Source organism: Pseudomonas sp. MEJ086 (genome assembly GCF_030209025.1).
GTDB classification, from domain to species: Bacteria; Pseudomonadota; Gammaproteobacteria; order Pseudomonadales; family Pseudomonadaceae; genus Aquipseudomonas; species Aquipseudomonas fulva_A.
The window spans coordinates 504,999-520,561 of record NZ_JARVSV010000008.1 but is presented as its reverse complement, the minus strand read 5'-3'; the positions used below and the strand labels follow the sequence as shown (position 1 = coordinate 520,561).

General features: G+C 63.3%; 16 protein-coding genes and 1 other RNA gene. 9 read left to right on the top strand and 8 right to left on the bottom strand.

Going from position 1 to position 15,563, the window contains the following annotated elements:
• Positions 1–7: 7 nt before the first annotated feature.
• Genes QRN22_RS07630 through QRN22_RS07615 form a run of 4 tightly spaced genes read right to left on the bottom strand, consistent with a single transcriptional unit; the run spans position 8 to position 3,610 of the window.
• Positions 8–490, bottom strand: coding sequence for a DUF4442 domain-containing protein (locus tag QRN22_RS07630; RefSeq protein ID WP_042552315.1), 483 nt, complete (start codon positions 488–490; stop codon positions 8–10).
• Entirely contained in the window at positions 487–1,677 is a 1,191-nt protein-coding gene (gene ubiH / locus QRN22_RS07625; protein WP_042552314.1) for a 2-octaprenyl-6-methoxyphenyl hydroxylase, read from the bottom strand. The genes QRN22_RS07630 and ubiH overlap by 4 nt, the downstream gene beginning before the upstream one ends.
• Positions 1,678–1,681: 4 nt before the next feature.
• Positions 1,682–3,016: a Xaa-Pro aminopeptidase gene (pepP, locus tag QRN22_RS07620; protein ID WP_042552313.1), complete on the bottom strand. Its 1,335-nt coding sequence runs from the start codon at positions 3,014–3,016 to the stop codon at positions 1,682–1,684.
• 39 nt (positions 3,017–3,055) lie between these two features.
• Positions 3,056–3,610, bottom strand: a complete 555-nt coding sequence (locus tag QRN22_RS07615; RefSeq protein ID WP_042552312.1) for a YecA/YgfB family protein — start codon at positions 3,608–3,610, stop codon at positions 3,056–3,058.
• A 145-nt stretch (positions 3,611–3,755) separates the two neighbouring features.
• Between QRN22_RS07615 and QRN22_RS07610 the strand changes: the two genes are divergently transcribed.
• From QRN22_RS07610 to QRN22_RS07590, 5 genes are all read left to right on the top strand, one after another.
• Entirely contained in the window at positions 3,756–3,965 is a 210-nt protein-coding gene (locus QRN22_RS07610; RefSeq protein WP_042552311.1) for a TIGR02449 family protein, read from the top strand.
• A complete protein-coding gene (locus QRN22_RS07605) occupies positions 3,962–4,276 on the top strand; it encodes a cell division protein ZapA (RefSeq protein ID WP_042552310.1) in 315 nt (104 codons plus the stop codon). The genes QRN22_RS07610 and QRN22_RS07605 overlap by 4 nt, the downstream gene beginning before the upstream one ends.
• 33 nt (positions 4,277–4,309) lie before the next feature.
• Positions 4,310–4,488, top strand: a non-coding RNA gene (gene ssrS, locus QRN22_RS07600) — 6S RNA.
• An 85-nt stretch (positions 4,489–4,573) separates the two neighbouring features.
• Positions 4,574–5,170, top strand: coding sequence for a 5-formyltetrahydrofolate cyclo-ligase (locus QRN22_RS07595; protein WP_042552309.1), 597 nt, complete (start codon positions 4,574–4,576; stop codon positions 5,168–5,170).
• A gap of 216 nt (positions 5,171–5,386) precedes the next feature.
• On the top strand, positions 5,387–5,836 hold the full coding sequence (locus tag QRN22_RS07590) for an EVE domain-containing protein (RefSeq protein WP_042552308.1): 450 nt from the start codon (positions 5,387–5,389) through the stop codon (positions 5,834–5,836).
• Here the strand turns inward: QRN22_RS07590 and QRN22_RS07585 are convergent, their stop codons facing one another.
• Positions 5,837–6,256 carry a flagellar basal body-associated protein FliL gene (locus QRN22_RS07585; RefSeq protein WP_042552307.1) on the bottom strand — a complete coding sequence of 140 codons (420 nt, stop codon included), beginning with the start codon at positions 6,254–6,256 and terminating at the stop codon, positions 5,837–5,839.
• Positions 6,257–6,406: 150 nt separating this feature from the next.
• Between QRN22_RS07585 and QRN22_RS07580 the strand changes: the two genes are divergently transcribed.
• The 4 genes from QRN22_RS07580 to fecA all read left to right on the top strand — a co-directional run bounded on the left by QRN22_RS07580 (position 6,407) and on the right by fecA (position 11,394).
• Positions 6,407–7,384, top strand: a complete 978-nt coding sequence (locus QRN22_RS07580) for an NADPH:quinone oxidoreductase family protein (protein WP_042552306.1) — start codon at positions 6,407–6,409, stop codon at positions 7,382–7,384.
• A gap of 84 nt (positions 7,385–7,468) precedes the next feature.
• Positions 7,469–7,981 carry a sigma-70 family RNA polymerase sigma factor gene (locus QRN22_RS07575; protein ID WP_042552305.1) on the top strand — a complete coding sequence of 171 codons (513 nt, stop codon included), beginning with the start codon at positions 7,469–7,471 and terminating at the stop codon, positions 7,979–7,981.
• A 2-nt stretch (positions 7,982–7,983) separates the two neighbouring features.
• Complete coding sequence (locus QRN22_RS07570; RefSeq protein ID WP_082045713.1) at positions 7,984–8,943, top strand: FecR domain-containing protein; 960 nt, start codon at positions 7,984–7,986, stop codon at positions 8,941–8,943.
• A gap of 75 nt (positions 8,944–9,018) precedes the next feature.
• Positions 9,019–11,394: a TonB-dependent Fe(3+) dicitrate receptor FecA gene (fecA, locus tag QRN22_RS07565; RefSeq protein ID WP_042552303.1), complete on the top strand. Its 2,376-nt coding sequence runs from the start codon at positions 9,019–9,021 to the stop codon at positions 11,392–11,394.
• A gap of 188 nt (positions 11,395–11,582) precedes the next feature.
• Here fecA and QRN22_RS07560 read toward each other — a convergent pair whose 3' ends face one another.
• The 3 genes from QRN22_RS07560 to rho all read right to left on the bottom strand — a co-directional run bounded on the left by QRN22_RS07560 (position 11,583) and on the right by rho (position 15,392).
• Positions 11,583–12,548 carry a CDP-6-deoxy-delta-3,4-glucoseen reductase gene (locus QRN22_RS07560; protein ID WP_042552302.1) on the bottom strand — a complete coding sequence of 322 codons (966 nt, stop codon included), beginning with the start codon at positions 12,546–12,548 and terminating at the stop codon, positions 11,583–11,585.
• On the bottom strand, positions 12,548–14,014 hold the full coding sequence (gene ubiD / locus QRN22_RS07555; protein ID WP_042552301.1) for a 4-hydroxy-3-polyprenylbenzoate decarboxylase: 1,467 nt from the start codon (positions 14,012–14,014) through the stop codon (positions 12,548–12,550). The genes QRN22_RS07560 and ubiD overlap by 1 nt, the downstream gene beginning before the upstream one ends.
• Before the next feature lie 118 nt (positions 14,015–14,132).
• A complete protein-coding gene (gene rho / locus QRN22_RS07550; RefSeq protein ID WP_042552300.1) occupies positions 14,133–15,392 on the bottom strand; it encodes a transcription termination factor Rho in 1,260 nt (419 codons plus the stop codon).
• Positions 15,393–15,563: the final 171 nt, after the last annotated feature.

The window sequence follows — 15,563 nt, the reverse complement described above, 5'->3', positions numbered from 1 at the left end:
CCATTCCTCAGGCTGCCTGCCGCTGGCGCGGCTTGAGCCGCACGTAAAGAGTCTTGTGTACCCGAGCGACCAGGGTGCCATCACCGTCGCGGACCTCCACCTGCAACTCGGGCAGGTACTTGTCACCCGCAGCGGTGTGCTGACGCACCTCGTCGACGAAGGCCTGGTCGATGGCGAACGAGGCGAATACCGGGCCTCTGCCCGGCGCGATGAAGTCGATGCTGGCGGCCTTGTCCCAGACCACGTAATCGCGCCCCAGGTTCTCCATCAGCATCAACATGTAGAACGGATCGGTCATCGAATACAGGCTGCCGCCGAACTGGGTACCCACATAGTTGCGGTTGTACCAACCCAGACGCATCTTCACGTCGACCTGACGAAAATCCGCTGCGATGCGCCGGATCCATACGCCAGCCCCCAGGTAGGGCGGGTAGCAATTCATGACCCAGCGCAGCAGGCGGGCCTTGCGCGCCAGCCGCCGGGCACTCATTGCGGGGTACCGCGAGTACCTATGCCCATGGCCTGGCGTGCGAACCAGCGCTTGGCCGGCGGCAACAATTCCAACCCCAGCAGGCCGAGGTTGCGGCCCGCGGCGAGCAGCGGCTGGTCGGTACTGAACAGCCGGGTGACCTGATCCGAGAAGCCGACGGTGAAGGCCTGATCGCCAGCCTGAACGGCTGCATAGCGCTGCAGAGTGGCCAGGTCGCCAAGCGGCGCGGAGCCCGCCTGCACGGTATCGGCCAGGGCACGAACGTCACGCAGCGACAGGTTGAAGCCCTGCCCGGCAATCGGGTGCAGGCTGTGCGCGGCATTGCCCAGCACCACCAGATTGGCCCGTACCTGCTCGGCCGCCTCGACCAGCACCAGCGGGTAAGGCAGCCGCGCGCCGACCTGGCGCAAAGCACCGAGGCGGTAACCGAAGGCCTCCTGCAGCTCGGCGAGAAACGCGCGCTCGTCCAGCTTGAGCAGCCGCTCGACATCACCGCTCGGGTGCGTCCATACCAGTGCACAGCGATTGTCCGAAAGCGGCAGCAACGCCAGTGGTCCGGACTCGGTGAAGCGTTCGAAGGCTTGGCCTGCGTGTGGGCGCGAAGGCGTGATATTGGCGATCACCGCAGTCTGGTCATAAGGCCGTTGGTTCACCGTGATGCCCAACTGTTCACGCAGCGAAGAGCGTCCGCCATCGGCGAGCACCGCCAGGGAGCAGTCGATCAGACTTTCATCATCGAGGGTCAGGCGATAGCCATCCGGCAGCGCGTCCATCCGCTCGACCTGGGCCGGGCAGCGCCACTGGATCACTTCGGCGTCGAGCGCCTGCCACAGGCAATGGCCGAGCCAGGCGTTTTCCACCACGTAACCCAGGGCAGGGACGCCTTCCTCCTCGGCACTCAGCCGCGCAGCGGCGAAGCGCCCGCGATCCGATACGTGTATCTGCTCGATGGGAGTGGCGTGCTCGGCGATCGCTGGCCACAAGCCAAGACCTTCGTAGATCAGCCGCGAGCCGTAGGACAGTGCCGTGGAGCGGGCATCGTAGCTCGGTTGGTAGCCTTCGCCGGGAGCAAAAGGCTCGATCAAAGCGATTTTCCAGCCACGCGTGCGCGCCTCGCCCTGCAGCGCCAGCGCCAGGCTGGCACCGACCAGACCACCGCCGATGATCGCCAGGTCGACCCGCAGCATGGCCTCAGGCCACCTGCGCGCGAGCGGCGGCCATCAGTGCCTCGATCTCGTCGACGGTCTTGGGGACATCGCCGGTGAGAATCTCGCAACCGGTCTTGGTCACCACGACGTCGTCCTCGATGCGCACACCGATGCCGCGCCATTTCTTGGCCACGTTCTGATTGTCCACGGCGATGTAGATGCCCGGCTCGACGGTCATGGCCATGCCCACTTCGAGCACACGCCACTCGCCGCCGACCTTGTACTCGCCGACGTCATGCACGTCCATGCCCAGCCAGTGGCCGGCACGGTGCATGTAGAACGGCTTGTAGGCTTCCGCGGCGATCAGCTCGTCGACATTGCCCTTGAGCAGGCCCAACTCGACCAGACCAGCGGTGATCACCCGAACCGTGGCCTCATGGGCCTCGTTCCAGTGGCGACCCGGCGCGATGTGCTTGAAGGCTTCCATGTTGGCCGCCAGCACGATCTCGTAAATGGCCTTCTGCTCGGGCGTGAAGGTACCGCTGACCGGAAAGGTACGAGTGATGTCGCTGGCATAGCAGTCGATCTCGCAGCCGGCGTCGATCAGCACCACGTCACCGTCCTTCAGCACCGCGTCGTTCTCACGGTAATGCAGAATGCAGGCGTTCTTGCCCGCTGCGACGATGGAGCCGTAGGCCGGCATCTTCGAACCGCCCTTGCGGAACTCGTAATCCAGCTCTGCTTCCAGATGGTATTCGTAAAGCCCGGCGCGGCTTGCCTGCATGGCCTTGATATGGGCGCGTGCGGAAATTTGCGCCGCTTCGCGCATCACCTTCACCTCCCCGGCCGACTTGTACAGACGCAGGTCGTGGAGGAAATGATTGAGGGCGACGAACTCTTTCGGTGGCGTGGCGCCCTGGCGGGCCTTGGAGCGGATCACGTTGACCCACTCCATCAGATGACGATCGAATTCCGGGTTGGTACCCACGGCGTAATAGACACGCTCACGACCTTCGATCAGCCCCGGCAGGATGTCGTCGATATCGCCGATGGGAAAGGCATCGTCCGCACCGTAACGGCTGATGGCGCCTTCCTGACCAGCGCGCAAGCCATCCCACAGTTCACGCTCGGGATCACGCTCTCGGCAGAACAGCACGTATTCGCCGTGCTCGCGGCCGGGGATCAACGCGATCACCGCCTCGGGCTCGGGGAACCCGGACAGGTACTGGAAATCACTGTCCTGACGATAGATATGTTCGACATCGCGGTTGCGGATGAACACGGGTGCCGCCGGCAGAATGGCGATGCTGTTGGGTTCCATCTGCGCCATGAGCGCCTTGCGTCGACGGGCGTATTCCGCTTTGGAGATGCTGGTCATGGGCACGCTAGGTTCCGATCGGTCGAATGAGGGGCAGGATCAGTGCAGCGACGGTTTCGGCGCTGGGGCAGCCGGCTTGTTGCACTCGGCGAACAGCAGCAGCGGCGCCACACGCAGGTATTCGGTGACCTCCATGTAATCGTTCTCGCCGTCCTCGGACTCATCCAGGGCATTCTGCACCTGGGCGATAGCGGACAAATCCTGCAGCACTTCCATGGCTTCGGCGCTCAGCGCCGCGTCGCCGGAAGTGAGGCCGAAACCACCGAGGAAGCCCTGGCACCACTGGCCCAGAGCGGCGGCGCGTTCGGCCAGTGGGGCGTCGTCAGAAGGCAGCAACAGAACGACGGTGACATCGTCACCGGTCAATTCGCCGCGTACCATCTCCTGCAGACCGATCAACGCCTGGCGAACGTTCTCCGGCGGCTCGCTGCCGAGCAGCTCATTGGCGTCAACCAGCCAGGGACCGGCTTCGAAGCCGGCACCAGCGCAACTGCGGCCCAGCAGCAGGCCGTGCAGTTCAGCGGGAGAAACGGAGGTGCCGCCACTGGCGAGCAGGGTGGCGAATGCAGCGTAGGGAGAACTGGAAGTCGGCATCGATCACTAGGCGCCAAGAGGCGCAATCACTAGAATGTAGGCTTTGTATCGTAGCACCGGCAGACGCGCCAAGACCATCAGCGGGTTTGCACCCACCTGCCAGCGCGCCTATACACTGCGAACAACCCTGCCAAAGCGAGAGCCAATGGAAGACGCCGATCTACAAGCCCTGACGGCCAAGCTGGAGTTGCTGATCCAGCGTGTCGAGCGACTCAAGGCACACAACCGCCTCTTGCTGGAAAGCGAGCAGGCGTGGCGTGAAGAACGCGCTCATCTGATCGAAAAGAACGAAATGGCTCGGCACAAGGTCGAATCGATGATTTCGCGCCTCAAAGCCCTGGAGCAGGACTCATGACCCAATCGAATACCGTTACCGTCCAGATCCTGGACAAAGAATATTGCATCGCCTGCCCAGCAGATGAGCGTAGCAACCTGCAGAGTGCCGCCCGCTACCTGGACGGCAAGATGCGTGAGATTCGCAGCGCCGGCAAAGTGATCGGTGCAGACCGTGTCGCCGTGATGGCCGCACTGAACATCACTCACGACCTGCTGCACAAACAACAGAATCTGGATCAGCAGGTTTCTACCAGCCGTGATCATGTGCGTGATCTGCTGGGCCGCGTGGACGATGCACTGCGCGATGATGCAGATGGCCGTGGCGTCTGACCAACGGTCGCCACTTTGCGTTATACTGGCCACCGCTCCCTGGAGTGTGCGCCAGTCGGTGGTGTCCCTGAGCCGATACGCACAACCCCGGGGGTTGTCAGTTGAGGCCGGTGTGCATGTCCGCTCGACGGAAAGCCTTAAGGTTTCCTGCAACCTCCACCTTGAACTTTCGGGTTCAAGGGCTAAACCGACAGCGGCATGCTGGGGAGTCTCAATTTGTAGCCCGCTGCTGGCTCACGCCGGCAGTGGGCTTTTTATTGCCTGCGATTGCGCGCCAGCGACTCTACAGGCCTGCCCATGATCGACGCCAAAGACCTCACCCGCGCCCAACTGCGGCGCAAGCTGCGCCAGCGACGTCGCGAGCTGAAGCCTGCGGCCCAGCGACGTGCCGCCCGGGCGCTGTATCGACAGCTGGCGCATCACCCGCTGTTTCGCCGAGCCCGCCATGTTGCGTTGTACCTGAGCAACGACGGTGAAATCGACCCCTGCCTGCTGATCGCGGCAGCCCACGCCCGCGGCAAGCAGGTGTACCTGCCCGTCCTGAAATCCTGGCCGCGCACCAGCATGGTGTTTCAGCGTATCGATGCGCGCGAAAAGCTGGCAGCCAACCGCTTCGGCATCCCCGAGCCGCAACGCGACAGCATGCGCCAACGCAAGGTCTGGGCACTGGATCTGGTTCTGCTGCCGCTGGTCGGCTTCGATCGCCATGGCGGGCGATTGGGCATGGGCGGCGGCTTCTACGACCGCAGCCTGGCCTATCGTGCAAGGCGCAAAAATTGGCACAAACCGACCTTGCTTGGGCTGGCCCACGGCTGTCAGCAAGTCGATCGCCTGCCCATGGCCAGCTGGGACATACCGCTGGACGCCACGGTCACCGATACAGGTTGGTACTAGCTTGCTGCCACTGGCTTTGCGCATAGCCGGTCATCACCATGCCCAGCCCGAACACCACCACCAATACCAGCAACAGATCAGGCTTGCGCCGCATACAACAACTCCTGTCCGGATCGAGCACCGGAACGTAACGACCTATAGTTCGACAATCATTTCCATCGCAGCAGAGCGCAGCCGAAAGGCATGCGCTCGCTGCCCGACTCAAGAGCAAAGTTCATGCCCTATTGGCTGATGAAATCCGAACCTGACGAACTCTCGATCCACGACCTGCAGCGCCTGGGCAAAACGCGCTGGGACGGCGTGCGCAACTACCAGGCGCGCAACTTCATTCGCAGCATGCAGGAGGGCGATCAGTTCCTGTTCTATCACTCGAGCTGCCCGCAGCCAGGGGTAGCCGGAATCGCCCGCATCGAAAGCGAGCCCTATGAGGATCCCGCCGCGCTGGACGCCAAAAGCCATTACTTCGATGCCAAGGCGAGCGCGGAGAAGAACCCCTGGACAGCCATCGACGTGGCATTCGTCGAGGCCTTCGCGCACGTTATCCCACTGGCGGAGCTGAAGGCTCAGAGCGCGCTGCAGGAACTGGCGCTGGTACAGAAAGGAAGCCGCCTGTCGGTGATGCCGGTTACCGAGGCGCAGTGGACGGCGATCCTGCTGCTGCGTTGATCAGCCCTGCAGAATCAGATTGTTGAACAGCAGATCCTCGACCAGTGGCTGGCCTTCTTCGTCGCTGAGCACCTGCTGCACCTGCTTGAGGGCTTCCTGGCGGAGCTTCTCCTTGGCGTCCGGCGTGGCCAGGCTTTCCTCGGTCTGCTGAGAGAACAGCATCACCAGTTGATTGCGAATCAACGGTTCATGATGGGTAACCTTGGCTTCGGCATCAGCGCCAGTAACACGTAGCGCCACATCGGCCTTGTAGTACTTGAGCTTCGGCCCGGCACCGAAGTTACCCACCAACGCGGGCGTCAGGCTGTGGTAAATCACCTGCGGTGCAGCGCCCTCGCCTTCTCCTTCCTTCTTTTCCTCATTGGCGAAAGCCGGGATCGACAGCGCGCAGGCAAGCAGAAACGTGATGAAGGTTTTCACAGGACGATCTCCATTGGGTTGCCCGCAAGCATAGCAACGCCTGCGATGGATCCCAACGCTTATACCCAGCCATCAGGTCGAGCCATGCTCGTTGACCCGCGCAGCGGCCTACCTAAACTGCAGAGCCAATCGATGAAAGAGTGGACTGCGATGAAAGCGCTGCTATGCAAAGCCTTCGGCACCGCCGAAACCCTGGTTTTGGAAGACCTCGAGAGTCCACGCCCCAAGGCCAACGAAGTGCTGATCGATATTCAGGCCGCCGGTGCGAATTTTCCCGACACGCTGATCATCGAAGGCAAATACCAGTTCAAGCCGCCCTTCCCCTTCGCGCCGGGCGGCGAAGTGGCCGGCGTGATCAGCGCGGTTGGCGACAAGGTTACCCATCTACAGGTCGGTGCTCGGGTCATGGCGCTGACCGGCTGGGGCGGTTTCGCCGAGCAGGTCGCGGTGCCGGCCTACAACGTCCTGCCGATGCCCGACAGCATGGACTTCATCAGCGCCGCCGCCTTCGGTATGACCTACGGCACCTCCATGCACGCACTCAAGCAGCGCGCAGGCTTGCAGGCAGGTGAAACCCTGCTGGTGCTCGGTGCCTCCGGCGGCGTTGGCCTGGCAGCGGTGGAGATCGGCAAGGCCATGGGCGCCCGAGTGATCGCCGCAGCGAGCAGCGCTGCCAAGCTGGAAGTGGCCCGACAGGCGGGCGCCGACGAGCTGATCGACTACAGCACGCAGAGCCTCAAGGACGAAGTGAAGCGCCTGACCAACGGCCAGGGTGCCGACGTGATCTACGATCCGGTGGGCGGCGACCTGTTCGATCAGGCAGCGCGCAGCATCGCCTGGAACGGCCGGCTGCTGGTCGTTGGTTTCGCCAGCGGGCGCATCCCGGAACTGCCGGTGAACCTGATGCTGCTCAAGGGCGCTGCAGTGGTCGGTGTATTCTGGGGCTCCTTCGCTCAACGTCAGCCAGCTGACAACGCCGCCAACTTCGGGCAACTTTTCACCTGGCATGCCGAGGGCAAGCTGAAACCACTGGTCTCGCAGACCTACCCGCTGGCCGACGGCGGCGCGGCCATCGATGCTCTCGCGCAACGCAAGGCAGTCGGCAAACTGGTGGTCACGGTGCGCTGAGGATATCGACGCAAAGCGATCATGCTATGCAAATAAGAACCATTGCTATATAAAGCGCGCTTTATTTCTGCGGATATTGCGCGCATGTCGACCTTGTCCAGCCTGCACGACGGCCCTGCTGCTGCGCATCACCTCTACAGCGAGCACCACAGCTGGTTGCGCCTGCGCCTGCAGCAGCGCCTGGGCTGCGCGTTCGATGCGGCCGACCTGGCCCATGATACTTTCCTGCGCATTCTCGCCCGCCGGGATCTGGCCGATATCCGCGAACCGCGCCCTTACCTGGCCACCGTCGCCAAAGGCCTGATGGTCAACCACCTGCGTCGCAAGGCGCTGGAGCGGGCGTACCTGGAAAGCCTGGCGAATCTCCCCGAAGACCTGCTGCCAGGCCCCGAGGCGCGTTACCTGCTGCTGGAAACCCTGCTGGAAATCGATGCCCTGCTCGACGGCCTGCCTGCCAGGGTTCGCCAGGCCTTCCTGTTGTCGCAGCTCGACGGTCTCACTTACCCGCAGATCGCCGAGCACCTGGGCGTGTCCCTCAGCTCGGTGAAGCAGTACATGTTCAAGGCCATCCGCCACTGCATGCAGCCAGGCCTCTGAGCATGAAGTCCCGAGCGCCCTATCAACCGTTGTCCGACACCGCGCTCGACCAGGCTGCACACTGGTTCGTCACCCTGCATGCCGGCGATGCCAGCGAACAGGATCACCAGCACTGGCGGCTGTGGCTCGAAGCGTCGCCCGAGAATGCCCGCGCCTGGGCCTGCGCCAATGGCGTCGGCGGCCACTTCAAGGGGCTGCCGGCCGATCTGGCCAGAGCCACGCTGAATGCACCGGCGGGTATCGGCCGTCGCCGCGCGATAAAGCACCTGGCACTGCTGATGGGCGTTGCCGGCAGCGGCTGGTTCGCCCTGCGTGAGCAACCCTGGCAGCGTTGGACTGCCGACTATCAGACCGGCCTGGCCGAGCAGGGTGAATGGCGCCTGGCCGACGGCAGTCTGCTGAACCTCAACAGCAGCAGTGCCGTTCGCGTCGAGTTCAGCCAGGCAGAACGCATCCTGCATCTGCTCGATGGCGAACTGCTGCTGGAAACCGGTCGCGATCCCCGTCCGCTGCGGGTGATCACCGCCGAAGGCAGCGTCCGCCCCATCGGCACGCGCTTCTCCGTCAGCCAACAAGCCGGGCATTCACGGGTCGCGGTATTCAGTGGCCGCGTAGAGCTCACCCCCAGCGCCGCCCCGAGCAGCCGGCGCCAGCTCGACAGCGGACAGGTGTCGCGCCTGTACCGTGCCGGCAGCGACACGCCGATGCCTGCCAGCGATGACCTGCTCGCCTGGCTGCACGGCATGCTGATTGCCGATGACATGCCGCTAAGCGAATTCGCCAGTGCCTTCGAGCGCCAGCGCCGCGGCAGAGTGACTTGCGCGGCGGCGGTGGCCGACCTGCGCATATCCGGCGCATTCCCCCTGAACGACAGTGACCGCGCTCTCGATTCCCTGACCGCCAACCTGCCGGTGCGCATCCGCCGCTTCACCCGCTACTGGGTGCATATCGAGCCGCGCTGAAAAAAATCCTCTGCACGGCCTGTACCTTTTCGATTCTCGACTGGCCCTTCAATACACAACCCATTGGAGGGCAACATGGTCTCGCTCACGTCCTTTCCCAGCCGTCACCCGCTCACCCTCGCCATCGGCCTGACCCTTGGCGCCCTGGGCACACTTCCGATCAACCTGGCCGTGGCCGCTGAAAACCCCGCGACCAGCACGGCAACCCGCAGCTATGACGTGCCCGCCGGCCCGCTGGGTGCAGCCCTGTCGCGCTTCGCCGCGCAGAGTGGCGTGCTGCTGTCCTTCGACCCCGCCCTGACCGCCGACAAGAGCAGCGCGGGCCTGAAGGGCAGCTACGGAGTCGATGAAGGCTTCGCCCGGCTGCTGCAGGGTAGCGATCTGAGCACCGAGCGGGACGCTGACGGCGGTTACCGCCTGCATACCTTGCGCAGCGCTGCACATGGCGAACCGCTGCAGTTGCAGGCCTCCAGCGTGGTGGGTGACTGGCTCGGCAGCGCCGATGCGCTCGATGTGTACAACCACCCGGGCGCTCGCGACGTGATCCGCCGCGAAACCTTCGAGCAGGTGGGGGCCAGCAGCGCCCGGGAAGTGCTCAACCGCATTCCCGGCGTCAATGCGCCGGAAAACAATGGCACCGGCAGCCACGACCTGGCGCTCAATTTCGGTATCCGCGGTCTCAATCCGCGTCTGGCCTCGCGCTCCACGGTACTGATGGATGGCATCCCGGTGCCCTTCGCCCCTTATGGCCAGCCACAGCTATCCCTGGCCCCGATCTCCCTGGGCAACATGGATGCCATCGATGTGGTGCGTGGCGGCGGCGCGGTGCGTTATGGCCCGCAGAACGTCGGCGGTATCGTCAACTTCGTGACCCGCGCCATCCCTGACCAGCCGACCATCAAAGGCGGCCTGCAGACCGAAGTCAGCCCTTCCAGCAGCCAGGATGGCTTCAAGAAGACCGGCAATCTGCTGATCGGCGGCACCAACGACAATGGCCTGGGTGGCGCGCTGCTCTACTCGGGTACCCGCGGCAGCGACTGGCGCCAGCACAGCGATACGCAGATCGACGACCTGATCCTCAAGGGCAAGTACAGCGCCGACGATGTACACACCTTCTCGGCAATGGGTCAGTACTACGAAGGGCAGGCCGACATGCCGGGGGGCCTCAGCACCGCGGCTTTCGATGCCGATCCGTACCAGTCCACCCGCACCTACGACAGTTTCTGGGGCCGCCGCACCCTGGCCAGCGCCAGCTACGCCTACACACCGGACGCCGATCGCGAACTCAGCGTGACCAGTTTCTTTACCAAGACCCTGCGCAGCGGTTTCCTCGAGCAAGGCAACTTCCTCTCCCTGTCGCCACGCGAGTACTGGGTGCGCGGCATCGAGACCCGCTACTCCCAAGCCTTCGACACGGGCACCCTGCACCATGAAGTGGGCGTGGGTTACCGCTATGTCAGCGAAGAAAGCCACGAGCAGCGCTTCCGCAATCCGACCAGCACCGGCGTACTGCCCAGCACCGCCAGCTTGCGAGACCGCAACAGCCGCGGCGAAACCGAAGCCAGTGCGGTGTATATCGATGACCGTATCGATATCGGCAACTGGACCATCACCCCTGGCGTGCGCTACGAGAAGATCGCCTCTCGCCAGGACAACAAGCTCAACGGCACCCGTGCCGCCGGCCGCTACAACACCGCCTTGCCGGCGCTGAACGTGCTGTACCGGGTCAATGATCGAGTCAACCTGTACGCCAATACCGAAGGCTCGTTCGGCGCCGTGCAGTACAGCCAGATGGGCAAGGCGCTGGCCAGCGGCGACGTCGAGCCGGAGAAAGCCCGTACCTGGGAACTCGGCACCCGCTATGACGATGGCCTGCTGCAGGCGGAGATCGGCGCCTTCCTGATCAACTTCGACAACCAGTACGAGAGCAATCAGCAGACCAACGACGTCACCGCACGCGGCGAGACCCGTCACCGTGGCGTGGAAAGCAGCCTCAATTACGCGCTCGAGGCGCTGAACCCTGCACTCAGCGGCCTGTCGGTGTACGCCACCTACACCTTCGTCGACGCCGAGATTCGCGAGAACGGCGACAACAAGGGCAATCAGGTGCCCTTCTCGTCGCGGCACAAGGGCGTGGTGGGGGCTCGCTATGAAACCGGCCCGTGGCAGTGGGGCGTGGATGGCAGCTACCAGAGCAGCCAGTTCGCCGACAACGCCAATACCAAAGCGGAAAACGCGGCAGGCAACAACGGCGAGATTCCCGGCTACATGGTCTGGGGGCTGCGCGGCGCTTACGATTTCGGCCCGCAGCTGTCCGACCTGACGGTCGCGGCGGGGGTCAGGAACGTCTTCGCTCGTGAGTACTACACCCGCTCGTTCGACGACAACAACAGCGGCAAGTACCTCGGCCAGCCACGTACCCTGTACGTGCAGACGTCGCTGGCGTTCTGATCGGTAGCGTGGCGGCGAACCGCCTTGCGGGTCGCTGCGCCCTACCCGGCCTACGACGCCTGACCGCAGCCCGTCACCGAGCGCAGCGATGTGCGGGGAGCGTTCTTCGAGCCTGTTTCCATGCCGCGAAGAAAGTCGCTACCTGGGTTTCGCTGCGCTCTACGCCCGGCTACCCGGCAAGCGCAAGATTAGCGTGGGGCGTAGGCGAATACGTCCGCGCGCATCTGGTGGGCGTCCATGCCCGCTTCGACCAGCGCATCCAGCGTGGCATAGACCATGTTCGGCGAGCCGCTGGCATAGACATGCAATGCGCCAAGGTCGTCGAAATCCTCGCGTATCGCTTCGTGCAGCAGGCCGCAACGCCCAGCCCAGCCACACTGATCGCTGACCACCTGGTGCAGGAACAGATTGGGCAGTGCCTGCCATTCCTCCCAGTGCGGCAAGCTGTAGAAATCCTCCGGCCGCCGCGCGCCCCAGTAAAGGTGCACCGGGTGCTCGAAGCCGCGCGAGCGGCACTCCTCGATGAGGCTGTGCATCTGTGCCATGCCGGTGCCTGCGGCGATCAGCACCAGCGGCCCGTCCGGCAATTCAGCCAGGTGGGCGTCGCCGAACGGCAATTGCACCCGTGCCACACCCTGCTCGCGCAGTTGCTGCAAGAGGTTCAGGGCACTCGCTTCGCGGCCCAGGATATGCAGCTCCAGATCACGACCTTCCTGAGGCGCCGACGCCAGGGAAAAGGCCGATTTCTCGCCGTCCTGACGCTCGATCAGCAGGTACTGGCCGGCGTGGTAGCGCGGCGGCTTGCCGGCCGGTGCTCGCAGGCGCACGCGCCAGACGTCGCCGCCCGCGTCGATGCATGCCAGCACCTGGCAGCCCAGGCTGCGCACCGCGAGCTCACCAGGCGCGAGCACGCCATCCCAGTGCAGCACGCAGTCTTCCAGGGGTTCGGCGATACAGGTGTACAACTCGCCGTGATCGAGCTCGGCGCCGTCCTGACGCACGCGCCCTTCCACCAGCAGCGCCACGCAGACATGGCAATTACCATTGCGACAGCTTTGCGGACAGGTGTAGCCGAGGCGTCGAGCGGCATCGAGGATGCGTTCGCCGACGTCGACATCGAGCACCGCGCCGGAGGGTTGCAGGGTGACCTTCATCAATCGATTCCCAACTGGCTCCAGATTTCATCGACCCGGCGCGTGACCGCCTCGTCCTTGACGATCGCCCGCCCCCACTCGCGATTGGTCTCGCCCGGCCACTTGTGGGTCGCATCGAGGCCCATCTTCGAACCCAGACCGGAGATCGGCGAAGCGAAATCCAGGTAGTCGATCGGCGTGTTCTCGATCATCACCGTGTCGCGCTTGGGGTCCATGCGCGTGGTAATGGCCCAGATCACGTCGTTCCAGTCCCGGGCGTTGATGTCGTCGTCGGTGACGATAACGAACTTGGTGTACATGAACTGTCGCAGGAACGACCACACACCGAGCATTACGCGCTTGGCATGGCCGGGGTACTGCTTCTTCATGGTCACCACCGCCATGCGGTAGGAACAACCCTCCGGCGGCAGATAGAAATCGGTGATTTCGGGAAACTGCTTCTGCAGAATCGGCACGAACACTTCGTTCAGCGCCACGCCGAGAATCGCCGGCTCATCCGGCGGCCGGCCGGTGTAGGTCGAGTGGTAGATCGGATCGCGACGCCGGGTGATGCGCTCGATGGTGAACACCGGGAAGGTGTCGACCTCGTTGTAGTAGCCGGTGTGATCGCCGTACGGTCCCTCTGGCGCGGTCTCGCCCGGATGGATAACGCCTTCGAGGACGATTTCGGCACTGGCCGGCACCTGCAGATCACTGCCGATGGCCTTGACCAGCTCGGTACGGTGGCCACGCAGCAGGCCTGCGAAGGCGTATTCGGACAGGGTGTCCGGCACCGGCGTCACGGCGCCGAGAATGGTCGCTGGGTCAGCACCCAGGGCCACACAGACTGGATAAGGCTTGCCTGGATGCTTCTCGCACCACTCGCGATAATCCAGCGCACCGCCACGGTGGCTGAGCCAGCGCATGATCACCTTGTTGCGGCCGATGACCTGCTGGCGGTAGATGCCGAGGTTCTGGCGCTCCTTGTTCGGCCCTTTGGTGATCGTCAGCCCCCAGGTGATCAGCGGCGCCACGTCACCCGGCCAGCAATGCTGGATCGGCAGCTTGGAAAGGTCGACGTCGTCGCCTTCTTCGATCACCTCGTGGCAGGGCGCATCCTTGAGCACCTTGGGCGCCATGCTGATGACCTTCTTGAAGATCGGCAGCTTGCTCCAGGCATCCTTGAGCCCCTTCGGCGGCTCGGGTTCCTTGAGGAACGCCAGCAGCTTGCCGATCTCGCGCAGCTCCGACACCTCTTCCGCGCCCATCCCCAGCGCCACGCGCTTCGGCGTGCCAAACAGGTTGCCGAGTACCGGCACGTTATGGCCAGTGGGGTTCTCGAACAGCAATGCCGGGCCGCCCTTGCGCAGGGTACGGTCGCAAATCTCGGTCATTTCCAGGATTGGCGACACCGGCGCCTGAATGCGCTTGAGCTCGCCGCGCTGTTCCAGGCCGCGGATAAAGTCGCGCAGGTCGCGATACTGCATGCTGGAGCCTCTCGATTCGGGGCGCAAAGTTTAGCGCCGAAGTCGGTATTGCAGAAGAATAGCGATACTACAGACAGACAAAAGCCGGGTTTCCCCGGCTTTGTCATGCCACCAGACGTTACTTGCGCTTCATGGACATGAAGAACTCGTCGTTGGTCTTGGTCGCTTTTAGCTTGTCGATCAGGAACTCGATGGCGGCGATCTCGTCCATCGGGTGCAGCAGCTTGCGCAGAATCCACATGCGCTGCAGCTCGTCTTCGGCGGTCAGCAACTCTTCGCGACGGGTGCCGGCGCGGTTGATGTTGATGGCCGGGAACACGCGCTTCTCGGCGATACGACGGTCCAGGGGCAGTTCCATGTTGCCGGTACCCTTGAATTCTTCGTAGATCACTTCGTCCATCTTCGAGCCGGTTTCGACCAGCGCGGTAGCGATGATGGTCAGCGAGCCGCCTTCTTCGATGTTACGCGCGGCACCGAAGAAGCGCTTCGGCTTCTCGAGAGCGTGGGCATCGACACCACCGGTCAGCACCTTGCCGGAGCTCGGGATCACGGTGTTGTAGGCACGTGCCAGACGGGTGATGGAGTCGAGCAGGATGACCACATCCTTCTTGTGCTCGACCAGGCGCTTGGCCTTCTCGATCACCATCTCGGCGACCTGGACGTGGCGGGTCGGCGGCTCGTCGAAGGTCGACGCGACCACTTCACCACGCACGGTGCGCTGCATTTCGGTCACTTCTTCCGGGCGCTCGTCGATCAGCAGAACGATCAGGTGGCACTCGGGATTGTTACGCGCAATGTTCGCGGCGATGTTCTGCAGCATGATGGTCTTACCGGCTTTCGGCGGTGCGACGATCAAGCCACGCTGGCCCTTGCCAATCGGCGCGCAGAGGTCGATCACACGGCCGGTGATGTCCTCGGTGGAGCCGTTGCCGGCTTCCATGGTCAGGCGCTTGTTGGGGAACAGCGGGGTCAGGTTTTCGAACAGAATCTTGTTTTTCGCGTTCTCGGGACGATCGAAGTTGATCGTGTCGACCTTGAGCAGAGCGAAATAACGCTCGCCTTCCTTCGGAGGGCGGATCTTGCCAACGATGGTGTCACCGGTGCGCAAGTTGAAGCGACGGATCTGGCTCGGCGAGACGTAGATATCGTCTGGGCCGGCGAGATAGGAAGCGTCTGCAGAGCGGAGGAAACCGAAGCCGTCCTGGAGAATCTCCAGCACGCCATCACCGGAGATTTCCTCGCCGCTTTTCGCGTGCTTTTTCAGCAGGGAGAAAATCACGTCCTGCTTGCGCGAACGGGCCATATTTTCTATGCCCATCTGTTCGGCCAATTCGAGCAGTTCGGTAATCGGCTTTTGCTTGAGTTCAGTCAGATTCATATAGGAATGACGTAATCGTATAAGGAGGGGATGGTAAGCATTGAGCTTGAGAGGCCGCAGCGCAGATAGGCGACAGGCGCCCGCTTTATTGTCGAATGTTCGATTAGGAATGCGTCGGCAGCGGCGTGCAGGGGGTCACTTAGGAAAAGCAACGGACCCGAATGTAACATC

Coding starts and splice junctions, on each gene's coding strand:
- rho (WP_042552300.1), bottom strand. CDS start 15,392: ATGAATCTGACTGAACTCAAGCAAAAGCCGATTACCGAACTGCTCGAA.
- pepP (WP_042552313.1), bottom strand. CDS start 3,016: ATGACCAGCATCTCCAAAGCGGAATACGCCCGTCGACGCAAGGCGCTC.
- QRN22_RS07570 (WP_082045713.1), top strand. CDS start 7,984: ATGAAGTCCCGAGCGCCCTATCAACCGTTGTCCGACACCGCGCTCGAC.
- QRN22_RS07575 (WP_042552305.1), top strand. CDS start 7,469: ATGTCGACCTTGTCCAGCCTGCACGACGGCCCTGCTGCTGCGCATCAC.
- QRN22_RS07615 (WP_042552312.1), bottom strand. CDS start 3,610: ATGCCGACTTCCAGTTCTCCCTACGCTGCATTCGCCACCCTGCTCGCC.
- QRN22_RS07630 (WP_042552315.1), bottom strand. CDS start 490: ATGAGTGCCCGGCGGCTGGCGCGCAAGGCCCGCCTGCTGCGCTGGGTC.
- QRN22_RS07560 (WP_042552302.1), bottom strand. CDS start 12,548: ATGAAGGTCACCCTGCAACCCTCCGGCGCGGTGCTCGATGTCGACGTC.
- QRN22_RS07605 (WP_042552310.1), top strand. CDS start 3,962: ATGACCCAATCGAATACCGTTACCGTCCAGATCCTGGACAAAGAATAT.
- ubiH (WP_042552314.1), bottom strand. CDS start 1,677: ATGCTGCGGGTCGACCTGGCGATCATCGGCGGTGGTCTGGTCGGTGCC.
- QRN22_RS07610 (WP_042552311.1), top strand. CDS start 3,756: ATGGAAGACGCCGATCTACAAGCCCTGACGGCCAAGCTGGAGTTGCTG.
- QRN22_RS07580 (WP_042552306.1), top strand. CDS start 6,407: ATGAAAGCGCTGCTATGCAAAGCCTTCGGCACCGCCGAAACCCTGGTT.
- QRN22_RS07590 (WP_042552308.1), top strand. CDS start 5,387: ATGCCCTATTGGCTGATGAAATCCGAACCTGACGAACTCTCGATCCAC.
- fecA (WP_042552303.1), top strand. CDS start 9,019: ATGGTCTCGCTCACGTCCTTTCCCAGCCGTCACCCGCTCACCCTCGCC.
- QRN22_RS07595 (WP_042552309.1), top strand. CDS start 4,574: ATGATCGACGCCAAAGACCTCACCCGCGCCCAACTGCGGCGCAAGCTG.
- ubiD (WP_042552301.1), bottom strand. CDS start 14,014: ATGCAGTATCGCGACCTGCGCGACTTTATCCGCGGCCTGGAACAGCGC.